Source organism: Armatimonas rosea (assembly GCF_014202505.1).
In the GTDB taxonomy this organism is placed as follows: domain Bacteria; phylum Armatimonadota; class Armatimonadia; order Armatimonadales; family Armatimonadaceae; genus Armatimonas; species Armatimonas rosea.
In genome coordinates this window covers 310,899-334,314 of sequence record NZ_JACHGW010000001.1, presented here as the reverse complement: position 1 = coordinate 334,314, position 23,416 = coordinate 310,899, and the positions used below count along the sequence as shown (strand labels likewise).

15 protein-coding genes are annotated in these 23,416 nt (G+C 65.0%); 8 read left to right on the top strand and 7 right to left on the bottom strand.

Annotation, left to right across the window (positions count from 1 at the left end; translation table 11 throughout):
* Nucleotides 1-12: 12 nt before the first annotated feature.
* The 3 genes from HNQ39_RS01410 to HNQ39_RS01400 are packed head-to-tail and all read left to right on the top strand — an operon-like array spanning nt 13 to nt 3,782.
* Complete coding sequence (locus tag HNQ39_RS01410; protein ID WP_184192166.1) at nt 13-1,563, top strand: BamA/OMP85 family outer membrane protein; 1,551 nt, start codon at nt 13-15, stop codon at nt 1,561-1,563.
* A 3-nt stretch (nt 1,564-1,566) separates the two neighbouring features.
* A complete protein-coding gene (locus HNQ39_RS01405; protein ID WP_184192165.1) occupies nt 1,567-2,472 on the top strand; it encodes a nucleotidyltransferase domain-containing protein in 906 nt (301 codons plus the stop codon).
* A complete protein-coding gene (locus HNQ39_RS01400; protein WP_184192164.1) occupies nt 2,469-3,782 on the top strand; it encodes an ArnT family glycosyltransferase in 1,314 nt (437 codons plus the stop codon). The genes HNQ39_RS01405 and HNQ39_RS01400 overlap by 4 nt, the downstream gene beginning before the upstream one ends.
* On the opposite strand, the gene HNQ39_RS01395 is transcribed toward HNQ39_RS01400, so the two are convergent.
* The 4 genes from HNQ39_RS01395 to HNQ39_RS01380 form a co-directional block, all read right to left on the bottom strand.
* Nucleotides 3,750-4,934: a hypothetical protein gene (locus HNQ39_RS01395; RefSeq protein ID WP_184192163.1), complete on the bottom strand. Its 1,185-nt coding sequence runs from the start codon at nt 4,932-4,934 to the stop codon at nt 3,750-3,752. The two genes, HNQ39_RS01400 and HNQ39_RS01395, sit on opposite strands and share 33 nt — an antisense overlap.
* Nucleotides 4,935-4,936: 2 nt before the next feature.
* Nucleotides 4,937-6,958 carry a hypothetical protein gene (locus tag HNQ39_RS01390; protein ID WP_184192162.1) on the bottom strand — a complete coding sequence of 674 codons (2,022 nt, stop codon included), beginning with the start codon at nt 6,956-6,958 and terminating at the stop codon, nt 4,937-4,939.
* Between the two features lie 253 nt (nt 6,959-7,211).
* The gene (locus tag HNQ39_RS01385; RefSeq protein ID WP_221289738.1) at nt 7,212-8,033 is read right to left on the bottom strand and encodes an alpha/beta hydrolase fold domain-containing protein; all 822 of its coding nucleotides are present in this window, start codon (nt 8,031-8,033) and stop codon (nt 7,212-7,214) included.
* 197 nt (nt 8,034-8,230) lie between these two features.
* The gene (locus HNQ39_RS01380; RefSeq protein ID WP_184192160.1) at nt 8,231-8,989 is read right to left on the bottom strand and encodes an SDR family NAD(P)-dependent oxidoreductase; all 759 of its coding nucleotides are present in this window, start codon (nt 8,987-8,989) and stop codon (nt 8,231-8,233) included.
* A gap of 87 nt (nt 8,990-9,076) precedes the next feature.
* Here HNQ39_RS01380 and HNQ39_RS01375 point away from each other — a divergent pair, with 87 nt between their 5' ends.
* From HNQ39_RS01375 to HNQ39_RS01365, 3 genes are all read left to right on the top strand, one after another.
* Nucleotides 9,077-9,640: a hypothetical protein gene (locus HNQ39_RS01375; RefSeq protein WP_184192159.1), complete on the top strand. Its 564-nt coding sequence runs from the start codon at nt 9,077-9,079 to the stop codon at nt 9,638-9,640.
* A 135-nt stretch (nt 9,641-9,775) separates the two neighbouring features.
* Nucleotides 9,776-12,040 (top strand): hypothetical protein, encoded by a 2,265-nt coding sequence (locus HNQ39_RS01370; protein WP_184192158.1) that lies wholly within the window; start codon nt 9,776-9,778, stop codon nt 12,038-12,040.
* Nucleotides 12,041-12,052: 12 nt separating this feature from the next.
* Nucleotides 12,053-12,793 carry a hypothetical protein gene (locus HNQ39_RS01365; protein WP_184192157.1) on the top strand — a complete coding sequence of 247 codons (741 nt, stop codon included), beginning with the start codon at nt 12,053-12,055 and terminating at the stop codon, nt 12,791-12,793.
* On the opposite strand, the gene HNQ39_RS01360 is transcribed toward HNQ39_RS01365, so the two are convergent.
* Together HNQ39_RS01360 and HNQ39_RS01355 are read right to left on the bottom strand one after the other, a co-directional pair.
* Entirely contained in the window at nt 12,768-15,329 is a 2,562-nt protein-coding gene (locus HNQ39_RS01360) for a CHAT domain-containing protein (protein ID WP_184192156.1), read from the bottom strand. The genes HNQ39_RS01365 and HNQ39_RS01360 overlap by 26 nt on opposite strands.
* Nucleotides 15,326-17,656, bottom strand: coding sequence for an ATP-binding protein (locus HNQ39_RS01355; protein ID WP_184192155.1), 2,331 nt, complete (start codon nt 17,654-17,656; stop codon nt 15,326-15,328). Before HNQ39_RS01355 ends, HNQ39_RS01360 begins: the two co-directional genes overlap by 4 nt.
* A gap of 62 nt (nt 17,657-17,718) precedes the next feature.
* On the opposite strand from HNQ39_RS01355, the gene HNQ39_RS01350 reads away from it, so the two are divergent.
* Together HNQ39_RS01350 and HNQ39_RS01345 are read left to right on the top strand one after the other, a co-directional pair.
* Nucleotides 17,719-18,825, top strand: a complete 1,107-nt coding sequence (locus HNQ39_RS01350) for a hypothetical protein (protein WP_184192154.1) — start codon at nt 17,719-17,721, stop codon at nt 18,823-18,825.
* A gap of 3 nt (nt 18,826-18,828) precedes the next feature.
* On the top strand, nt 18,829-22,605 hold the full coding sequence (locus HNQ39_RS01345; RefSeq protein ID WP_184192153.1) for a membrane dipeptidase: 3,777 nt from the start codon (nt 18,829-18,831) through the stop codon (nt 22,603-22,605).
* A gap of 6 nt (nt 22,606-22,611) precedes the next feature.
* Here HNQ39_RS01345 and HNQ39_RS01340 read toward each other — a convergent pair whose 3' ends face one another.
* Nucleotides 22,612-23,400, bottom strand: a complete 789-nt coding sequence (locus HNQ39_RS01340) for a hypothetical protein (protein ID WP_184192151.1) — start codon at nt 23,398-23,400, stop codon at nt 22,612-22,614.
* Between the last annotated feature and the right edge of the window lie 16 nt (nt 23,401-23,416).

The following is a 23,416-nucleotide window of genomic DNA, read 5'->3' as shown; positions in this document are numbered from 1 at the left end:
AAGGCATCTTGTATGCACGGTTCCCACCTTCTTCTTTTTTCCGGACTGCTGGGGGCGGCACCCGCTCTTGCACAGGCACAGGATGCTCCGCGTCTGACACGTATCGAGACCGCAGGCGTCTCGGTTCTCCCTGCCAGCCTCATCGCGGAGACAGCAAGAACCGTGCTAAAGGACAAGAGCCTCACTCCCGATACCCTGCGGAGCGCCTTTGAGGCCATCAGAGCTCTCTACCTGCAGCGGGGCTATCCCCTCGCCCAGGTGGTCAACTACCAGCTCACCCCCGACGGTGCCCTGACCCTCACGGTCGCCGAGGGACGCATCCGGCGCATTGTGGTCGAAGGGATCCACCACACGCGTCCGTTTGTCGTTCGCGAGGCCCTCACCCTCCGCGAGGGGATGGTCTACCGCACCGACACCGTCCAGCAAGACAAGGGGCGCCTGGGACGCCTGGGAATCTTCTCGGAGGTCGTGGTCACAGGGCGGCTCCCGGAAGAGAACGAGATCGCCGATACCGATTCCTTGGGGCAGGTCGATCTCGTGGTTCGGGTCAAGGAGGCACAGACCAGCAATGTCGCGGCCACGGTCGGCTACGGCGACCAGAGCGGGCTTGTCGGCTTTGTCAACCTCACCGATGCCAACCTCTTTGGAACCGCGCAGCAGCTCTCCGCCCAGTGGCAGCGCTTCGGGCGGGTCTTCCTCGACAACAACGGCTTTCTGGTTCAGGAAGACCCCCGCACCGCCTTTGACATCACCCTCCAGCGCCCCTCGCTCGGCCCAAAGAGCCTGGCGTACGGTGTCAGTATCTACGACCAGAACACGATCTTCTTACCCACCTTCGGGACGCCGGTCGAGACCCTGCGTAGCTACGAGCGACGCAAGGGGGGAAAGCTCCAAGTCGGGCGACCGCTCGGCGGAGTCTGGAGCGCGGCGCTCACGGCCCGCCACGACTCGGTGGGCTACGACCCGGTCCCCAGCCGCCTCGATCCTCCTGTCGATGCGCTCAGCCGTGCCCGTGCGACAGTAGGGGCGGTGGGGTTCACGGTCGCTACCGATACCCGCGACCGCCTCGACAGCCCCCGGATCGGCTCGCTCAACCGCCTGACCTTTGAGTCCGCCGGCAGTGTCTTGGGAGGCAACCGCACCTTCACCCAGACCAGCCTGGACCTGCGCCGCTACAGCCCTCTGGCTCTTCCCAAGAAACCCGGCTCGGTCTTTGCCGCCCGCCTGCTGGGGGGAACGTCCACGGGCGATGTCCCCCTCTCCGAGCAGTACTTTCTGGGAGGCTTCGATCTCCTCCGCGGCTACGAGTTCTTCTCCGTCCGCGGTGATAAGATGCTCCTAGGCTCGGCGGAGGTGCGTATTCCCCTGGGCGCCGATACCACAGGAGTCGCCTTTGTCGATATCGGCAACGCCTGGCTCCCGGGTCAGAGTGTCTCGGCGGGCGGCCTCAAGACCGGCGGCGGGATCGGCCTGCGCTTCCAGAGCCCGGTCGGCCCGATTCGTTTGGACCTGGCACTGGGCAACCGCTCCCGAACCTATGTCTCGCTAGGACAGTCTTTTTAAGCCATGGCAAGTACAGTCGAGCGCCTCGCGCAGAGAAAACTCATCAGCCCCCCCAAGTGGCTCCCCGGCTGTGTCGCCTACGAGACTATCATGGGCTCCATGGCCTACGGCGTCTCCTCGGACTCGTCGGACATGGATGTCTACGGCTTCTGCGTGCCCCCCAAAGACGATGTCTTCCCCCACCTGCGCGGCGAGATTCCGGGCTTTGGGCGACAGCTCCAGCGCTTCGAGCAGTTCCAGCAGCACCATATCGAGGACAAAGACGCGCTGGCAGGCAAGGGCCGCGAGTACGACCTGACAATCTTCTCGCTGGTCAAGTTCTTCCAGCTCGCCATGGAGAACAACCCGAATATCGTCGATTCGCTCTTCACCCCACGCGAGTGTGTCCTTCACTGCAACACCATCGGGGAGCGGGTGCGCGAGAGGCGACGGATATTTCTCCACAAAGGCGCCTGGCATAAGTTCAAAGGCTACGCCTACGCGCAGGTCCACAAGATGGAGACCAAGACCCCACAAGAGGGCAGCAAGCGCGCCCAGAATGTCGATGAGTTTGGCTTCGACGTTAAGTTCGCCTATCATGTTATACGATTACTTGACGAGATTGAGCAAATACTAACATTAGGCGATCTTGACTTGCAACGAGATAGAGAGCGTATGAAGGCCATCCGGCGTGGGGAGTGGACTCTAGAGCAGGTCAAGGAGTTCTTTGTGACCAAGGAGAAAGAGCTGGAGAGCGCCTACACCGCCAGCAAGCTCCCCCACGGCCCGGACGAAGCCGCGATCAAGACGCTCTTGCTGGAGTGCCTGGAAGCACACTACGGCTCGCTGGAGAGCGCGATCTCTCTGCCCAACCAAGAGCGGGCGCTCCTGGCGCAGATAAAAGCCCTCTGCGAGAAGGCGGGCGTATGAAATCCCTCTGGGCTGTTCTTATCGCGGCGCTGGTGCTCACCGTGAGTTTTGCGGTCAAGGTCCCGCTGAACAATAACCCCGATGAGTCGTCGCACCGGGACTACATCCGGCTGATGGTCGAGCAAAAAGGGCTGGTGATGTTTGTCCCGAGCAAAGACCGAAAGCCCTTGCCCGCCCCCGTGCTCGAGAGGATGCAGGCGCGGGAGGGAATGACCGAGGTGCCCGAGGGAGCGCCCAGCCGCGACGAGACCCACCAGCCGCCGCTCTACTACGCGCTCGCCGCGCTGGTCTTTGCCATCACAGGCGGCGGGAGCCTGCTGGCGCTACGCTTGGTCGCGCTTCCGTTTCACCTAGCGACAGTCTGGATTGCCTGGAAGACAGGACGAGACCTCTTCCCTAACCGGCCCGTGCTTGCTCCCGCGCTCGCCGCGTTTGTGGCGTTCTTACCGATCCAGGCACAGCTTGGGGGCGCGATCAGCAACGATGCCACCACGCACTTTTTCTGCGCGCTAATTGTCTGGCGCATGGCACGCTTCTTTGCACCGCATATCGCCCCGCCCCACCGGGTCTATGCCTGGGGAGAAGGAGCGCTCCTGGGGCTGTTTTTCGGGCTGGGGCTCCTCACCAAGCTCACGGTCCTCCAGCTCTACCCCGTGCTCTTTGTCGCCTGCGCTCTGGCGATCCGGGCCAAGCGCATCACCTTCACCGATACCATTGGAGTCTTTGGAGCCGCGGTGCTGGTCGGGCTGGCGATTGCCGCTCCGTGGCTGGCGCGCAACCAGCAGCTCTATGGGGACTTCCTGGCCCAGACGATCTACAAGGCAACGGGGCCAAATCTATCCCCTGCGGAGATCAGCCAGCTCTCGGGGTGGAGTGGGGCCGATTATGCCCGTAATGCCGGGCTACGCTCCTTTGTGAGCTTTTGGTGTTTTCTGGACCCCCATCTACCGACCGTGCCACTGGCTCAGTTTATCGGCTCGCCCGTGCTCCTGCTCCTCACGCTCATCCCCGCCCTTATCCCGCTCTTTGGGCTCTACAAGGCCAGTAAAGAGAAGGCTGTCGAGCCTGTCTTTGGGTTTGCGACACTGGTGCCGCTGTGTCTGGTGCCCTTTTTTACCAAGTTTATCTACGAGGTCTTCCAGGCGCAGGGACGCTATTTTCTGCCGTCGCTGCTGGCGGTGGCGCTGGTCTGTGTGGGGGGCTTTGCAGCGCTGACAAAAAAAGACAGGGCCGCCTTTGTGCCGGCGGCCCTGCTCTTGTTGCTCGCACTCTGGCAGCTAGTTGGTGACGGATACGCCGCTAGTCGCTGAGGGGTGCGCCCCTTGCGAAGCGGTGATTGTTCCCAGCCCCCAGCCTGCCGCAAAGAGCCCGATTCCCACCAAGGCGAGCACGACCTTGCGGTTGACCGGTCGGGCATCCAGGGTCTCGTCCTCGGGGAGGGCTTCCAGCTCGGGGAGGAGCTGAGGGCGGAAGGGTGGGGGCTGCTTCTCCAGCCCAAACTCCAGCCGTGCGTACTCACGCCCGATCCGAGCCAAGCTCTCGACGGTCTCGTCGCTGACCGTGTTGCGGAGCGCGAGGGCCTTGATATTGCGCGCGATCCTCCCCGCGATCCCGGCACCATCGCTGGTACGCTTGCGCCACTCGTCGGGGTCCATCGCCTCTCCCAGCCGCATGGTCTCGGCCACCTGATCGGCAAGGCTGGTCGCATCCTGGGTGAGCCCCTGGGTCAGCTCCCGCGCCGGCTCATCGTCGGCGTGCGGCGAGGGCAAGATCCCAATCAGCTCCGCACCTAATCTATCCGCCAGCTGCTTGATCTCCCCTCGACCGGGAAGGAGCATCGACGGTGCCCGGAGCACGACCGAGAAGACACCGCGCGGGGTGGGGCGGGTGGAGGGCCACCAGGTCGCAAAGGTCGAGAACTGGTTGGCGGCGAGCAAGGCGTGGAGCCAGCGCTTGAGCTTAGCCTCGTTCTCGGGGTTAAACGGGAGCTCGGGGGCGAGGGGCTCGGGGACTCCTGTGCTCGTGGTCTTGGTGGGCGGCGGTGGCTGGAGCTGGAGGAGAGTGAAGTCCTGCGCCTGCCCCTTGGAGCGCAGGGTATCCCAGACCGCATCGGCCCCCATCAGGGTCAGCGGACCGCCCATCTTCAGGAGCTGCTCCGCGGGCAAGAGCAGATGGAGGTACTCCACCCCCCGCCGCTGCCCCGCCAGCTCTTTGTCGTCGGTGATCCGGGAGAGCGCCCAGAGGTCCTTGCGGATCTGCCAGAAGAAAAACACCTTGTTGTCTTCGGCGGGAAGCTCGATATCGGAGTAGAAGTTATGGCACAGGAAGCGGATCGACTCCGCCAGGCGCTCCTTCGTGTCCGCTGTCCCATCGGCGACCATCGCCGTCACTTTGTAGTCGTCGTAGGGGCCACGTCCACTGCGGAAGATGGCCCACTGCACGCCGATGTGCTCATCGCTCATGCTTACTTCTCCGTCGAGCGTCGCTCTTCAATGGCGGTCTGCCAGAGCTCCACTACTTTTTCGATATGTCGAATGGCATCCAGGTGCCGCTGCGCGGTGGTGTCGGTGCTTCCCAAGAGCCAGCGCTTCAGCTCGGTAAATGTCGTCACGTTCCAGCGCAGGGCGCGTGCGGTCAGCCAGAGCAGCGGGGTGGCGCAGTTGGTCGGGCTGGTATCCTGCGGGGAGATCATCTCAAACTTCCGGGAGAGATCGGGGTTGCCATCGGGGCCATTGGCGGGCCGGGACGCCGTGATCGCGGTGGTCTTAAAGATCTCCACATCGGCAAAGCCGGGGCCGGTGGCGCGGCACTTCTCTTCCCACTCCTGCAGGATGCCGTAGGGGCCGCTGTAGCGCAGCAGCGACGAGTTCACGTCGTTTTTATCCCGCACGCGGCGCTCACCGTAGATCAGATTGTCCATCTGGACATGGTTGGGCAGGCCGCTGGAGAGCTCGACACACTCGTCGCACTTGGTCATCACCATCCCGACCGGGATCACGCGGTTCTTCCCGTTGCCCTCGATTCGCCCCTCGATATTGACCCCCATCTTCCGGTCGGTCTTACCGTCGATCAGGACATCCATCGCGGCGCGGAAGGCACTATGGACATCGTTGAGACCCTCTTCCTGGACACCGCGGCGCAGGGCCGAGATATCCCCCACAAAGAGAATCCCATCCGAGTCCGCGATCCGGTTCCAGTACTTGCGGTGGGCCTCGGCGGAGTGGTCGCTGGTCACCAGGAGGCTTCCGGGGTAGTCCAGCAGGTTGATGCGGGCGACCTTGGTGGGCTGCTCGCCCTTGCGCAGGCGGACATAGACATCGAACTTGAACTCGCGCATCCCCTGGGTACTGGGCGGCCACTGGTTGTAGGTGTAGATCAGGTCCGAGAGATAGTCCAGGTTGCGGTCGAGATAGAAGCGCTTCTGAGACTCATCGAGCTGCTCGTAGTTGACCGGCGTGATGTCCACGGGCTTGACAATCACCCCGTAGCGCTCCGCCGTGTTTTCCTGCCACTCTTTGTAGGCACCGGCCAGGAGCACGGTCTTGCCCGACTCGCGGCCCCCGATCACGGTGAAGTTCATCTCCAGGGCCTCGCCGCCGGTGGCGACATAGCGGGAGTCCTTGCCCTGCTTGCCACCCTGCAGGAAGCGCAGTTTCTGGTCGGCCTTCCAGGCCCAGGCCAGGGTCGAGCCCGCCCAGCCAAAGCCAATCAGCGCCGGAATGCCGGTCGCCCAGGTCATGAAGGGCCAGCCGCTGACAATCCCATGGACAAAGTCCTCAAGAGGCAGCGTAAAGAGAGCAACCAGCGCGGCTTGGGGCAGGAGCTGCACCAGCCCGAAGTTCCCCCCCGCCATCACCGAGTCGCCGCGGACGGCCAGCCGCCGGGAGACAAAGAGGCCGATAATGGCTGCGATCCCGATGGCGATAAAGCGGGAGATATAGAACGGGGCGGAGCGCTCGGTGGCAAACGAGGCGGGGAGCACGGCGCGGGCGATGAGCAGCATAAAGGTCGCCAGGACGCCGGTCACGACACCGGTGACTGCCCAGTCACGGATGGCATCCACGGCCTTGTAGGTGGACTGCTTCCCTTGGGTCGCCTTCTTGGCCGCCAGAGAGCGCAGGATCGCGGTGGCGAGAAAGGCCCCCAGGATCGCGCCGATAGGAATCAGGCTGTAGCCCACCTTCAGCCCACTGGCCTTCGTTGTCTGGAACGCCGACCAGAGGATCGCCTTGAGCCACATCAGCAGCCCACCGATCCCGATCAGGAGCGCCCACTTTGCCAGCTCCGCAACCTTCATGCGCTCCATGGGATCGAGGCGCTGGATCAGCTTTTTATCGGCTGTCTTTGCCGTTACCAGGGGGGTAGGGGTCTCAGCCGCGCGCTCGTACTGTGAGAGCTCTGGCCGTGGTAGCTCAGGCGGTGGTGCAGCAGCGGGCGCATCTGGCTCCGCTGAAAAGTCCGACTCTGTGAACATCTCTCGCCGCATGTTTCGCTAAACCTCTATTTGGGACAATTTGCCGAAAGGATACCATACAATTACCAGGGTGCGGCTGTGGAATCCATCATGACAATTTGCTGGATTATAAGTCGGTTGATTGAAACAAAAACTGGACTGAGATGTTTTTAACTGCCCTCAAAACACAGAAGCCCGGACAACGAGTGCCCTAGGAACAAGTCCTTGGGCACTCGTTCCTCGGGCAACGCGTGGTTGCGGCAACTTGGCAAGAGCTATGGTCTCTCTACCGCTTAAGGTACTTATCGAAGAAGGCAAAGAGCGCGGCATCGGCGGCCTTGGCCTGCTCCCCGCCAAAGCCGTGGCCCGCGCCCTGAAGAGTGACCAGCTCGGCGTCCACACCCGCCGCGAGGAGGCGGTCCACCATCCAGATCGACTGCTCGTAGGCGACATAGTTGTCTTTGGTGCCATGGACGCAGAGAGTCGGCGGGGCGAGTGGGGTCACCCAGTAGAGCGGGCTGGCCAGCAGGTGCTTGGGGCGCTCCTTCTCCACATTTCCCCCGAGGAAGAGCGGGAGCACCTCGGCGGCATCGACACTCTTGCCATAGGAACGCGTCAGGTCGCTGGGGCCGTAGAAGTTCACGACACAGCTCACCTTGCTGGACTGCGCCGGGTTGCCACCGTCGCCCTCCAGCTCTTTGACACCGCCGGTGACCCCCAGGTAGAGCGCCAGGTGCCCGCCCGCCGAGCCCCCGGTCACCCCGATCCGCTCCGGGTTGATGTGGTACTTGGCGGCATTGGCACGCAGCCAGCGCACAGCGGCCTTTACATCGTGGATGGCGGCAGGGAACGGGTACTTGGGCGCCAGCCGGTACTCGACCGTCACCGCCACATACCCCCGCGCCGCCAGCTGCTTGACCAGGCCATCGTAGCCGTCGCGCGTCCCCGCACGAAAGCCGCCACCATGGATACAGAGCACCGCGGGAAACGGGCCATCGCCCTTCTCCGGGCGCGCCATGTTCAGCATCAAGTGCTGGTTGTCTGGGTTGGAGAACTCAATGTTTTTCTCAAAAACCACACCCTCTTGCGCCTGCGTTTGAACAGGCACAAGTGCCAGTAGTATCAGGGCAATGGTTCCATTCCATAAATGTCGCATTAGTGCCTCCTTCGGCATTTTGCGAGGAGTTGAAAATTCCTCGCTGTGGGCGCTTCGCGCCGAATGCCCTCTGGGCAGGTACGGGTTCCTGCACCCGGAGGGCGCCCGGCGCAAAGCGCCTCCAGCGAGTGGTTTTCAACCACTCGGTTCTAGTGCATGTCCAGGCCGCCGGAGATATCGATCGAGCCGCCGGTGATGTAGGCGGCTTTCTCGCTGGCGAGGTAGGCGATCAGCTCGGCGATCTCATCGGGGCGGGAGAGGCGCTTGACCAGCAGCTTGGCCATGAAGGCCTCGACATCTTTATCCCCACCGGTCTGGCGGCGCTCGGCGAAGTTCTTCTGCATCATCCCCGTGTCCACGGCGGCGGGGCAGACACAGCAGACACGAATGCCTTCCTCGCCCAGCGAGATCGCGGCGGACTTGGTGAGGTGGATCATCCCCGCCTTGCTCAGCCCGTAGATGGTCTGGGTGGGACGCCCGGAGCGCCCGGCGGCGCTGGCGACATTGACGACGACTCCGCCGTTGCCAAACTTCTTCATCTCCACAGCCGCGGCCTGTAGGCAGAAGAACGCGCCCTTCAGGTTGATGTCCATGAGCCAGTCGTAGGTCTCCTCGGTGACATCCCAGATCGGCTCCAGCCGAAAGACTCCGGCGTTGTTGACCAGGCAGTCCAGCCGCCCGAGCTTCGCGCCCAGCGCCGCAAAGACCTCGCGGATCTGCGCCACGTTGCGGATATCGAGCACCGCGGTCTCGGTCCCCTCACCCACCTGCTCCGCCGCGCCCGTCAGCGCGTCGGCGTTGATGTCCACCAGCACCACTTTCCAGCCGTCGCGCCGGAAGATCTTGCCAGTCTCGATCCCAATTCCCCCGGCCCCGCCGGTCACCACCACCACTTTTTGTTCGCTCATGCCGCTAACATTCCCCTCGGCCGCGGCGATTTCCTGTCACCAACGCGCAAAAAAACGCGTCTTTAGCTTCCGAAGGAGTACCAAACCATGCCAATCTTACTCGCGGCTCCGCCCGCTCCCGCCCTCAGCTCACCGTTTCGCATCCAAGAGGACAAGAAGCAAGAGAAAGAAAAAGAGAAGTCCCAGAAGAAACGCTGGCGCTATCTTGTCGACGAGGACAAAAAATCCCACGAGGACGACGACGATGAAGGCGAGGACGGGGGCAAGCCCGCCGTGACCCTGCTCACCGGCACCTACGATCCCCGGGGCGCGGGCTACGGCTCGCTCCGCCAGTACACGCTCGCGTCGCAGGGGATGTTCCTGGACTACCTCAAGGGCGACGGCCCAACCAAGGCGGAGGTGATCGGGGTGGGGATGAACGGGGGCTCGTTTCTGGAGCGCCGCGCCAACGCACCGGTCTCCCCGTTTCTGAACTTTGGCTGGGGACTCTACCATGCCCGCGGCACCAGCTCTGAGACCAAGCTGGCCTGGCGGGTGGGGATGGGAGTGACTACCAAGGTCGGCTTTATCGCCAAGCTCCAGCTGCTGGATACCAAGCTCAAGAGCGGCGACCTGCGCGGCTCGTCGCTCATGGTCGGCTGGCGGTTCTGAACCCAACATCCATCCCCCCGGCCCCCTTCCTTCGCTCTATTTCCGACTTCGTCGGGACGAAGGAAGGGGGAGAGGGAAAGTGAGAGGGAGAGAAAGGAGAGAGGAAGGGGGTGAGCTTGTGGCGAAATGTGTCCCATGGTTCCTGTTGTTCCCGCTCTCGTTGTTTTTACGGCACAGGCCAGCGCACCGCGCTACTTCACCAATGCCGAGAATGTCCGGCGCATCGCCACCGGCAAGAGCTTTGTTGCCTTCGCGACCTCGGGGGGCGTGAGGGTCTTTGAGCGTGCGAGCCAGAAGTGGCGGGTCTACACCCAAAACGACGGCCTCCCCACCCACAATATCCACGATGTGGTCTTCGACAAGGCCAAGCCCGACACGCTCTGGGTGCTCTGCGGCTCCTGGGGCGACTGGGCAAATGAGCAGCCCGAGCCCGACCTTCGGATTGTCACGCTCGATCTAGCGAGCGGCAAGGTGGAGTCGGTCGCGCCCCCGATTGCTGCCCCCCGCACGGCGCGCATGGGCTACCAGTTCTTTCTCGACTACCGGCTGAGTGTCTCCGACGGCTGGGCGTTTGTGTTCACGGATAAAGGCGCGGCGCTAGCCTGGGACCGAGCCGCGAAGGCGTGGAGAAGGCAGGTCACCGTTGAACCGACTCCCCCCAGAGCAAGCGCCTACCCGGGCCACGTCTCCAGCCTCCAGCTTGTTGGGAGCTCAGGGAGCACTCTCGCCTTTTTTATTCAGACAAAACTGCGGTACATAAACCAATCACAGGTCGTGCCGGGAGCAAATGGCCAGCCGCCTACCGTGGTGAACACCATGATTCCCATGGGCGATGAGCTCCCCCCCCATATCCTTCTCTACGACCGTCAGACCGGGCGCGGCACCCGCCACCCCATCGGCCAGGGCTTAATGGGACAGACGACCGTCCAACCTGCTGTGGCAGGGCGCCCCTCTACCATTCTCATGGGCGGCCGTCCCGCACGACTGGTTCCCGACACACGGCCCGGCACGTTTCTGATCGAGTCGCTGGCCAGTGAGTTTACGCCAAACTCACCGGGAGAAGGCTACACGGCAACCCACACGCTGGTGCGCCACCGGGTGGCTCCCAACCTCAAAGAGCCCGTGCTGATCGGCTCGGAGAAGATCACCAATCAGCAGGCCACCCCGATCCAGCAAGCCATGCGCAACTCTACCCCCTTCTGGACGGACTTTGTTCTTGATGGCAATACGCTCTGGGTCGCCAACTACAACGACCCGAACTACCCCCAGTCGGCGGGGATTGCGCGTCTGGACTTAGCCACGGGAAAGTGGGAGCGCTTCAAGCCCTCTGTCACAGGGATCGCGGCGAACTTTGCGAGCATCACGAAAACCAAGCAGGGCATTTTCAGCATGAGTCGCTCTGTCTTACCCAAGCGCTACGACCCCAAGCTCGACGATTTCACCGCGCCACAGAACCTCTCAGAGACCGACTTTTTCGACTCCCCCATCCTCCCCGATCCGCGTGCGATGCCCAAAAACGAAGAAGAACAAAGCTTCTGGGCATCGCTTCGCACCCTAGGACGGAGTGGAAACCAGCTGTTAGTCTTTGGCCCCGCCGAGGCCAGCCGACGTTTCGAGCGTCAGGGCAACGAGTTTAAGTCCTTCCCCATTAAGTACGACACCCTGTTCTTCTACGATATTCCTACCAAGAAGCTGACCAAGCTTGAGATGCGGGGGCTGGAGGGCCTCGTGCCCAAGTCGGCAGGATTCACCGAGAGCACCCTCTTCTTCTTGACTGAGGAGAAGGCCCCCGACGAGCGACGTGGTGCTCCTGTAGTGATCCGCTGGGACAGCAATACGGGTGCGGTCAAGCGCTACCCGGAGTCACTCTTTCGGGAGGTCAGCGTGGCGGCGCAGCGGGCGGCGGGCTTGCGCCAGCAAGTGGATCTGAAGCAGCGCCAGACACAGCGCAATGAGCAGCTCAAGCGCTTCCCCCAGGTGGCGATCCCGCCCGTGGTGCTACGCCCTCCCATGGAGTTCCTCTTGCCGCTCCGTGGTAGCTTTCTCACCGCAACGGGCACGACTTGGCTACGGCTCGACCAGCACCTGTTCCGCTACGATGCCAGCCGCGATACCTGGACAGCGGAGGGGCTCGCCGATAGCCTGAGCCCCGAGGGCGAGACCGCGCTCTGGAAACAAACCGGGCCAGAGTCGTGGCGCTTTGAAGGCTTTGAGGCACGACGGCTCCGCGGAGAGGTCGCCCGCTGGAGCGCCGAGACCGGCTGGCAGAAGCTTCTCCTTGGTGAGAGTGGCCGCGCCGCGGGCAACAGTGTGCTCTACCACGACGATACCCTCTGGCTGACAGGAGTCGGGGTGCTTCGCCTGCCCCGAAGCACCTGGACCTTCCAGAAGGCACCGTAGTACCGAATTTTGATGCAGCGCCAGCGCGACACACAGAGCCGCTTGTGGAAACAGCTACAGGAGCCTACCCTCCAAAGCGCCCTGGAGAGCATTGTCGCCGCCTACGGTGCAGAGAACCTCTTGCCCCTTCTCTTACAATTCCTCAAGCGAGAGAAGAGTGCCGAGTGGCGGGCAGGGTTTGGGTGCTTGGCCTACCTGGCTATTTTCTGGGTGTGCTGTGCTCTCTGTAGTGTCTGGGAGTTCTCCCTTCTTTTTGCGGTCGCGATGGTGCTGTTCTCCCCCGTGTTTCTCTTCGTCTTATCGAAAATCGGGAAAACCCAGACACCGCGGCGCGTGAACCTCACCCGATTACTGCGCTACAGTGTTCGTGACCTAACCGACAGCACCGCCGCCGCCAAGGTCATCTCGGCGATTCGCAGCATTGGGCTCAGCGAGGACGCTACCCTGCGACGAGAGCTGCGGCAGGAGCTAGAGCGGCTCCTCCTCCGTCTCCCCACCGAGTCGGCGCGGCGGCTGACACGGATCGAGCGGCTCTACCTGCGCCTCTGGCTTTGGGACGCGATGAAGTGGGACCAGGCGGGCGATGCAGATTTCTGTATCGCGGCCCTGCTCGTGCTCGGAGATGCGAAAGACTGGTCTGTGGTGCCCCATGCCTGGCTCTGCACACGCTGGCACCGCACGCCACGGGTGCGCGCGGCCGCATCGGCCTGCCTAGACGAGCTCTTTTCTAGAGGCCACTCCCGATCAGAATAAACGCTCCCCAGTAGTAGGGGTGCTCGCGGCCGGGGAGCTTGCGCTGCTCCAGGCTCGCGTGGCGCAGGGCGGCGGGCTTGCTCAGGCCGCGCTTGAGCGCCGCGTAGAACGCCTGCATCCCCACCACCGTCGCCTCGTCGGGGACCGACCACTGACTCAGCACTAGGTTGCGTGCCCCCGCTGCGGTGAGCGCCCAGCTCAGCCCGCGCACACCCTCGCCCGTGAGGAGCTGCCCTCGCGCGGTGTTGCAGGCGGAGAGGGTCACCAGCTCCAGCCCCGAGAGGTCCAGCCCCATGAGCTCCCGCGCCGTGAGAAAGCCATCCTCCCGGGACAAGTCCGTGGGGTCGGAGAGGACGAGGCAGGAGAGCGCAGGCGCTGTGTCGTTGACAAAGGCATGGGTGGCGATATGGAGCCGCCGACAGCGCACGGCATCGGCCTTGACCCGGCTCTCCTGGGCGTCTTTTCCCAGGAGCACGGTCGCCTCAGGGAAGAGCTGCCCCAGGGCCGCCGCCTCCTGAAGAGTCCCTGGGAGGGAGAGCGAGAGCATCCCCGGCGGGAGAAAGACACTCCGCTCCGGCGCGATAATCGGCCGCTCGGGCGCAATGATCGGCCGCTCGGGAGCGATAATGGGCCGCTCGGGCGCGATAATCGGGCGGTTGAAGCCCGCCAGGTTCGGGGCGGCGACCGCCAGGAGAGAGAGAGGGCGCGGCGGCAGGGCCGGGAGGGTTCGCTGCTGGAGCCAGAGCGCGGCGGAGAAGGCATAGCTCACGACCGGCTGGTCCAAGAGCACCAGGAACGGCACCTCCCAGAGCGCCCCATCCGGGCAGAGAACGACCTGCTCCATCCCCCGAAGCTGGGACGCTAAGGGCGCGATGAGCACGTCGGCCAGGGCCCGCGCCGCGTCCTGCCAGGGACGATCCGGGGAGCTACAGGCCTCTCGGAGCTGCTGAACCCGGCCACGCAGCTCTGCCAGCGGGGTGGGCAAGGTGATCAGGGTCACGGACTGGCGCTGGAGCGCCAGCACGCGCACTTTCTCTTCGGGGAGGGTCGGCAGAACGAAGTCCAAGAGGAGCTGACGCGGCTTCAGCTGCGCCTGGACCTGGGCCAGAGTCGGCTCCGACGCGGCGCGGCAGAGGGCGGTCTGGGGCGAGCGGGCGTGGAGGGTGTCGTAGAAGCGTGCCAGCGCGGTCTCGGCCTGGCGAAGCTCGCTCTGGAGCTCGGCAAAGCGCTTCTTTCCCCCCACGGCATTGGCGATTCCCTCCTGGACCAGCGCCGCATTGAGCTGCTCACAGCGGGCGCGCAGGGCAGTCTCCTCGGGGCTCGGGGCGGCTTCCTGGCTCCCTCGTCCCAGGGTTAGCTGCTCCCGAAGCGCCCGCGCCTTGAGCCGCTGCACCAGCCCAAAGGCCTCGGGGCTCTGGGGAGGCAGGAGGCCCAGCAGGCGCTCGTAGGGGCTCCGGCTTCCCTGACGAAACGCCAGAGCGGCATCGCTGAGCCCGGCGTAGGTGCGGCGGCGCTGCTCCAAGACGGCGATCGCGGCGCGGCAGGCGGCACTTGCCTCGGAGCGCTTTCCGAGCTTCTGGAGCGCCTCGGCGTGGCGGTCCTGGAAGTACGGTAGGTCGTAGGTTCCGCGCCAGCCCTGCGCCACGCAGAGGCTAATGAGCTCACTACAGGCCGCTGCCACCTGTGCCCAGTCCTGGTCGTAGCTGGCAAAGTCGAGCCGCTTCTGGAGCGCCCCGCGCTCGTCCACGGGACTCTGCTGCTGCTGCGCGAAAGACAGGTAGCGCTGCACCAGCGCAAGCACCTTGGGCTTGGCACCCTGGAAGTACTCAAACGATGCGTAGGCGCCCAGGGCCATGAAGCGCTCCGGCACGAGCCCCGCGCGCTGGCAGAGCGCCAGCTGCTCCTCGAAGCACTGCCGGGCCTCGTCGGGGCGCTTGAGTAAGCCCAGCAGGGTGGCCCGCAGGGACAGCATCTGTGCCTGCTCCACAGGGTCTTTGGTCGCGGCGAGGGCACGCACCAGGAGGGCCTCCGCCTCGGCGTAGGTAGCGGGCTCCCCCCAAGCGGCCAGCAGGTTCGCCTCGCCCCGCAGGTTCTTGGCTTGCTGGAGTCGCTGGCGCTCTCGCTCCAGAAACGTTCGGGCACGCACCCGGTCGCCCTTACTGAGATAGGCCGCCATGAGCCGACTGGTCGCCAGAGCGCCCGCACGCTCGTAGACCGCAATCGCCTGCTCACGAAGGCGGAGCTGGGTATAGAGATCGCCCAGCGCCAGCCGCACCGTCGCATCGTCGGGGACCAGCGCCTCCGCCTCGGCAAGGCAGACAAAGGCCACCAGCGGCTGACCATTGCTCTGGTAGTCACGCGAGAGCTCGACCAGGGTAGCGGCCTCCTGAGCGCGCTCCCCCCGCTTGCGCCAGCCGTCGGCGCGGCGGCGGTTGAGCGTGATCGCTCTCTCGTAGTCGAGTGTCCGGCGGGCCTCACCCGCCTCGCGACGGAGCAGATCGAGCTCCTCGGGTGTGGGGACTTGGTCGTGGCTCATCCCAGGCTCTCCTTGAGCTGTGCGGTGTAGTCGGCCAGCGGGCTTCCCAGCTCACGGAAGCGCCGCTCGGCATCGTTGTAGAGGCTCAGGGCGCACTCGCGGTCCCCTTGCTGCTGCCGAACCTCGCCCAGGTTACTCAGCGCCCGCGCGACCCCCAGCGGGTTGCCCAGTGCCTCCTCACGCTCCTGCGAGGCGGCGTAGGCAGCTCCGGCCGCCCTCCAGTCCGCGCGCAGGAACGCCAGGTTCCCCAGGTTGTTGAGGGCGGAGCTCACGGCGTGCTGGTCCCCGCTTGCCTCCAGCACCGTGATCGCCTCGCGCAGGGACTCCTCCGCCGCCACCCGGTCTTGGCTGGGATCGAGAAACGCCAGGTAGCCCAGGTTGTTCTGCATCCGTGCCGCTCCCGCCTGCTCGCCCACGGAGCGGTAGAGTTGCAGTGCCTCCAGAAAGTGCGTGTGGGCTCGGGCAAAGTCCCGCTCCTGCTCGGCGGCCTGCCCGATAAGATTGTGAGCATCGGCCTGCACCTGTGGATCTCCCCCTTGGGCAAGAGCCTGGGTCGCGCAGTGGTGGGCGAGTGCGGACTCCGCCAGGTCCAGGTGCAGGCTGGCACGCTCACAGAGCAGCTCGGGATCGTCGGGGGCCGTGCCCAGCGCGCGCTCCAGCGGCACCACGGCAGCGAGGGCGTAGCCACGGCGACGGAGAAAGCGCCCTAGTGCCAGCCCCAGGCAGCGCACCCGCTCAGGGGTCTCACAGCGGCCCAGCGCCGCCTCCAGGTTGGCCTGCTCCTGCACCAGTGCCCGCAGCGCCGCGCTCTCGCCGTGGGTTCGGAGGGCGCGGAGCTGCTGGGTCGCGAGCTGGCAGAAGAACTGGGCGTGGCGGGCCTGAAGCTCCGGGGTCTTTGCCTCCGGGAGAGTGGCGGCGAAGGCACGAAGCGGCTCTAGAAACCGGTAGCGTCCCTCGCTCTTGCTCACCAGAGAGCGCCCAACCAGCCGAGTGAGGAGCGGGGCGAGCTGCTCTTGCGAGAGTAGCGTATCGGCACAGACCGCCTCGGCGGCCTCCAGGCTCCAGCTCCCGGAGAAGACCGCAAGCCGGGCAAAGAACAGGCGCTCGGGCTCGGTGAGGAGCTCCACGCCCCAGCGGATCGCCGCCTCCAGGGTCCGGTGGCGCGGCGGCGCGGAGAGATCCTCTCCTAGGAGCGAGAGAAAGCTCCCCTCCAGCCGCTGTGCCAGCTCGGTCGCGGAGAGCGCCGCGATCTGGGTCGCCGCCAGCTCGATGGCCAGGGGGATTCCCTCCAGGCGGCGGCAGATCACGCTCAGCGCGGCCTCGTCGGCGGGAGTCGGCTGCCACTCCGGGCTGGCCTCGCGGGCGCGCTCACAGAAGAGCGCCTCGGCATCGGCGGGGGCGAGGGAGGAGACACGCCAGACCGTCTCACCGGGAAGGTGCAGGGGCTCGCGGCTGGTCACGAGGAGCCGAACCTGTGTGGTCCGCGTAAGCAGGGTGCGCACCAGCTGCGCTGCATCGGGGAGTATTTGTTCACAGTTATCAATAAAAATTAGTATTTCGTTTTCTTGGAGGGCACGCAGGACCGCATCCTGCCCCCCATTGGCCGCCCCAAAGCCCAGCCCTAGCGCCTGGGCCAGGGTATCGCTCAGCGATGCGCCTAAGGTGAGGGCGCTGAAGTCCGCAAAGACCGCCCCATGGCGAAAGCGCCTCGCACAGCCCCGAGCGACCTCCTGCGCGAGCCGGGTCTTGCCAACCCCACCCGCACCGGTCAGGGTCACGAGGCGGCTCTGTGCAAGAAGCTCGCCCAAGCGCTCGACATCGCGGCTACGGCCACGCAGAGGCGTGAGCGGCTGCGGGAGGTTGTCGTGGCGCTCTCGCTCCAGAGTACGGGTCTCGCGCACCACGAGAAGCGCCTGCTCACAGCGCGTCCGCTCCGTCAGCACCCACTCGTCGCTCCAGCCCGCCAGAAACGGCCCGGTGTGGAGCGCCAGCGCCGCCGTGAGATCGCCGCGCTGGAGCGCTTGGTCGAAGTCCTGGAGCTCGGTGCGGACAGTCAGGCGCAGGCGGCTTCCCTCGGTATGCAGAACGCTCTCCGCCGCCGTCCCCAGCGCCTCACGCAGCTCTAGCAGCGTCCGCCGCAGGTAAAAACGCCCCCGGCTCTCGTCGGCGTCCGGCCAGAGTGTCTCCGCCAGCCACGCCCGCTCCACCTCGCGCGGTGCCCGCCAGGCCAGCAGCGCCAGCAAGCGGCTCGCCTGACGCCCACACGCGAGCGGTGCCTCTCCCAAGCGGGCGTCCCATCCTCCGAAAAATTTAAGCTGCAGCACCATGCGTCCCTATTTTACGCCGATTTTGTAACGCTTGGTGTAACGTCGCCTCCAGACAATAGGGCATGATGAAAACAACCTCCCTCTCTCTCGTGCTCTTGCTCACGGTGCCAGCGCTGGCCCTGGCGCAGAAGCCCAAGCCAAAGCCCGCGGCTCCGCCCAAGACCGCGGCAATCAACGACACGACCCGCCCCATCGTGCTGGGAACCAAGCAGCTCGCCGGCGACTTTGGGAAGCTGGCGACGACCTACACCCTGGGAAAAGAGTCCCCGCTCAATGTCACGGTCACCGGCGCGGAGTACACCAGCACCCCCGGGGTCTATGAGTCCGCCTTCGAGGGGTTCAAGCCCGCACAGCCCAAGGCCGATGAAAAGACCTTGCTCCTCAAGCTGACCCTGCAAAACCCCACCCAGCAGCCGCTCGCGCTCAGCCCCGGCGGCCTCAAGCTCACGGCTGTCACCCCCGATGGCACCGATAGCGAGCGCTTTGTCCTGCTCAACCCCAAGACCCGCAAGGAGTGCCTTAATCTTCCTCTCAAGCCAGGCCAGAAGCTTGAGGTGCTGGCGCTGGTGACGGTGCCCGCCAAGGAATCCATCCACAAGCTGATCGTCCAGCGCGAGGACGGCACCCCGGTGCTCCGCTACGACCTCACGGACAAGATCGCCGCGCTCCCGAGCTGGGCGGGCACGGGAGCGGTCGCCAAGGACGTGATCGCGGGAATCCGGGACTGCGTGATGCCCGCGGGCTGGTTCGACCTGGGGCTGCGCGGCCTGGAGTGGAGCGAGGCCAAGATCGACGGGGACGAGGAGCCGGGGGAGGGCAATCACTTTCTCGTGGCGCACCTGAGCTTCCAGGCACTCGCCGATAAGGTCGGGCTGAACTTTGGTACCTTTGACATGGTGCTTACCACAGACGATGGCCAGAAGATCATCAAGGAAGCGCCCGGTGGGATCGGGGGGTTCTTGCTGGAGACACGCCCGACACCGTTTGCAGGCGAGCTCAGCAAGGGGGAGAAGCAGGACATCCGGGTGTTCTTCCGGGTTCCTAAAGATGTCCACCCCAAGACCCTCACGATTGTCGATCGCGAGACCGGCCGCGGCCTCGCCTTCCCCACCAGCCAGGACTGGTTCTCGATCCGCGACTGTGTGCGTAGCCTGCGGAGCGGAAACTAGCCCATGAACACCCGCCTCTGGCTCTCGTCGCTCTGCCTCGTCACAAGTCTACTACCTCGTCCCGTGTCGGCACAGGTGCTCCTCCCCTCCGCAGTCGCGGTGAGTGCCACGAGCCCACAGGGACAGCCGCCGCTTGCGCTTTTTGAGAAGCAGTGGCAGCTCCAGGTGACTAAGGTGGAGCTGGTCCCCAAGTGGAGCGAGCGCTACGGCAAGAGCCAGAGAGCGTTCGGCGCAAAGGAGGGTGAGACGCTCTTTGTGGTGCAGCTTGAGGTGAGCAATCTCTCCAAAGACAAGCGGGGGCTTCAGTGGCTGAGCGCCGAGGCGGTCGCCGATGACGATGGCACTTACGCCCTCACGGGGCTCGATATGGCCCAGGGCGACCAGCCACGGAGCATGGCGGTGGTCGCGCCGGGAGAGAAGCGCGCGCTGGCACTGATCTTTGCGGTCAGCCCCGACGATAAGTTCAAGGCGCTCCGGTTGAAGCTGGGCAATGAAAAACCCGGTGAGGCGGCGGTCTACGAAGAGGCGGAGCTACGGCTGGGAAGTCAGCCCCCCGTGGTAGACAAGCCGCTGGTCACGCTTCCTCCGAACCTCAAGCCCACGCTGCTCCTGCAGACCAACTGGGACTTTGAGAAGCAGAGCCAAGGCTGGAGCGCCACGTCCGGCAGTGAGGCGATGCTGGAGGCGATCTGCCCGATTCCACGCCCGGAGCTCCCGCCCACGCCCCCAGCCCCGGTTCCCCTCGGGGGCGACTACTGGGTGCCCGTCCGCGATAGTGCCGTCCAGGTCTTCCAGGCACAAGGCACTTGGTTCTGCGACACCGGCGCACCGACCGCGGGTCAGACCGGGCGCAATGGGAGCCGCCGGGGCCGCCTGAGCTCGGTGAGCTTTCCGCTCCAGAAGCCGTTCTTGCAGGTTCTGCTGGCGGGCCGACGCGGCAGTAGCACCTCCGGCACGGGGCCGCGTCTCGAGCTCCAGCTCCGTGAGCCGGCCACCAGCCCGTACCCACGGGTCGATAGCGAGTTTGTCCGAATCGGGTTTCTGGAGGCACCCCAGGACGATACCCTGCGCCGAATGGTGCTCCCGATCTCTGCCGAGCTGATGGGCAAGACCGTGCGGGTGCAGATTATCGACGAGGACCCCAGTGGCTATATCGTGGTCGATGATATCCAGCTCACGGAGACCGCCACGCCCTTGCCTCTGCCCCCCGCCCCAAGCCTCAAGCGCCCGCTCTGGGGCTTCGCCGACACCCACACCCACCCGGCGGCGCAGCTGGCCTGGGGCGGGATGTACTGGGGCTCCAACACCGGCGATCCCGCCACGGCCCTCCACGACTGCACACCCGCCCACGGAATCGGGGGCACCGGCCTGCGGGATGTGGGAGCGATCCTGGGACTGGTGCGCAATGGCGTGAGCCTGGTCTCGATCTGGGACGACTGGGTGCGGCTCTTCTTGACCTACAAGGGAGTCTCCAACGAGACTGCCAATGCGGTGCTGGGGACGGTCAGGGGCACCCTGAGTGTCGCCACCGAGGGGCCTGCCCAGTCGGCCTTCAATGGAATCCGCAGTGCCTTCGGCCTCCCCGAGCCCACGGCCGCCGGTTTTCTCCAGCGCGCTCTGGGCTGGGGGCCGCTCGACCAGGACGCGATCGCGCAGCTGGCCTACAACGCCGTGGAGGAGAGCTTTGGGCACCGCACGGGTGGGGTCGAGCACAACCACGATGGCTGGCCACGCTTCAACTCCCGCACCCACCAACACATGCACGAGCAGTGGATTCGGCGCTCCTACGACGGCGGCCTACGGCTCATGGTGGCCCACGTGGTCAACACCGAGCTCCTGGGAAACCTCATGCCCCGAGGGAGCCGCAATGTCTCGGACTGGGATGCGATCAATGCCCAGCTCACGGAGCTAGAGGCGCTCGCGCGGCGCAACAGTAGCTGGATGGGGATCGCCAAGACCCCTGCGGAGGCCCGTCGGCTGATCGAGCAGAACAAGCTGGCACTGGTGCTGGGAGTCGAGGTCGATAGCCTGGGCAACCTGAGCAAGAAGACCAACCCAACCGAGGCCGATGTACTAGACGAGCTCAACACGCTCTACCAGCGCGGCGTCCGCCACATCTTCCCCATCCACCTCGCCGACAACGACCTGGGCGGCTCCGCGCTCTACAACATGATCTTCGACCTCAACCACTTCGCTCTGCGCGGCACGCTCCACCCGATGCGCCCCGATGCCGATGCCCGCGCCGCCGGGGTGGAGTACCGCTCGATGGAGTCGTTTCTCGACCTCCCCAGCGATATGTTTTCGTCGCTGGCACAGACCTCGCGCCGCCTGGGGCTAGACCGTCTCCGGCTCCCCGGCGGGATGCTCCTCGACACCGCGACCCTGCTGGAGCAGGTGCGTGCGATCAAGCCGGACTACGCCAGCAAGTCCGGGCACATGAACGCACAGGGTCTCACTCCCAAGGGCGAGGCGGCGATCCAGCGGCTGATGGACCTGGGGATGGTGATCGATATCGACCACATGAGCGACCTCACCCAGCAGCGTGTCCTCGCCCTCGCGGAGAGCCGGGCACAGGGCAGTGTCCAGGGCTACCCCCTGATCGCCGGCCACTGCTCGTTCCGGGGGCTCTGCACCACCCACGCCCGCACCAGCGACCACCACAAGGTCCCCTGCGAGAGCGATGTCTCGCCGCAGGTCATGGCCCGCCTGAGGGCGCTGGGAGGGATGGTCGCGCCCAGCACGCTGGGAAAAGACGCCCAGACGACCTCGCGGCTAGATGCCCCCGGTAGCTCGACCTCCTGGGCGACCGCCTACCGCTACGCCATACAGCAGATGGGGGGCAAGAGTGTCGCCCTCTCGACCGACATGGCGATGCTGGGCGGGCTGGGGCCGCGCTTTGGCCCGCTCGGTGCCCATGCCATGGAGGGCGACACGCTCCTCCAGCAGACCCGTGGCCTCACCCGGCTCCAGGCTGTCGATAGCCAGCGCTCGCCCGTGGCCTACCGCACCCGCCTGAGCGACACCCGCGGCTACCGGTGGGAAGGAGATGCCTACGAGAGAGCAGGAGATCGCACCTACAACGCCGACCAGCGCAATGCCTTCCAGGCCGTGGCGCTGGGGCTGGGCAACAAGCCGCTGGACGCGCTCCCGCTAGAGCCTGCCGGAGGCCCGATCTTCGAGTGGAACCTGCTGAGCGCCACCGGGAGCCTCTTGGTGGAGGCCGCCCGGACGATCTTCGATGTCCCTGGCAAGTGGATGATCAATATCGCCAAGGGGATTCGCGGGGTGGTGGAGAACCCGGTTGTGGACCTCTACAAAGGCCCCGATATCCAGCACGCCGCCCGCGCGGCGCGGCAGTGGGTGGACACCAACCCGAGCCGCCCTTTCGGGGCCTCAGACTACCTGCCGTTTCTGGAGCAGCACCGCCGTACCAACCGCAACGAACCCGACGCCGCACTCTACCAGCGCGCCTTTGAGATGACCCGCCGCGCCTATCTCGTCCTTGCTCCCTCCGGCAGCGGGGCACCCAATGCCCTCACCCGCTCGACCATCGGCCCCCGGGACCTCGACTTCAACCTCGATGGCCTGGCGCACTACGGCCTGCTCCCGGACATGCTCCAGGATATCAAGAACACCGGGATGCGCCCCGAGGAGCTCGCGCCGCTCTTTCGCTCCGCCGAGGACTACATCCGTATGTGGGAGAAGTGTGATGCCCTCAAGCTCACGGCGGGTGCCAAGCTCAATACGCTGCCCAATCTCAAGGACATCCTCAAGCGCTAGACCGTCCTACCACCTCGTGGCCCACTCGGGGGGCGGGAGCGCCTCGAAGGCCATGTCGTTGAAGTCAGCAAGCTCGGTTGTCGTGAGAGAGCCCTCGTCGTGGAGGGCCGCCACAAAGAGCTTGCCGTCGCGCGTGAGGATCAGCCGCCCCTGCGGATCGACCTCGGCCTGCTCTGCCTCTAGGTTCTGGGTGGCCTGCTCAAAAGAGTCGTAGAGCGTGTAGAGCGGCGAGCGGCTCTGGCGTGCTTGGCCACGCAGAAAAAACCGGCCTTGGGGTGTCGACAGGGGCTTTTCGTAGAGGGGCTCTTCCCCCTCCCCGACCACCTGCCACCCCCTCGGCGACACGGGGATTCCGTCGGGGTACTTCGTGACCTTCAGCCAAGGGGCGAGCGCGTAATCGGGATGCAGCTCCGAGCCGATCGCCAGCCACCGCCCCAGGGCAAGTGTCTGGTTATCCTGAAAAATAGCCTGCCCCCTCCCCCAGGCTGTCCACCAGAATGCCAGAGCGGTTACGTAGGGAGGCTTGCTGATGGCAACCCACGAGTCGGCATAGACACCGTGGTTTTTATGCCATTTCGATGCCGCGTAGACCAGCAGCTTGCCGTCGGGAGAGAGATCGCCGAACTGGAGCTTGCCCAGGAACCAGTGCCCTGGCTCAAAGGTATCGGTGTCCGTGTGCCAGAGAATCAGCCGAGTCCGCTTGCGTGGCCCCTCACGAAAGATCACCCCAACCGGTGCCTCCCGTGCAAAGAAGACCTTCAGACGCGCGGGCAGTGTCGGCTTGGGCTTGAACATGAAATATTATCCTTCT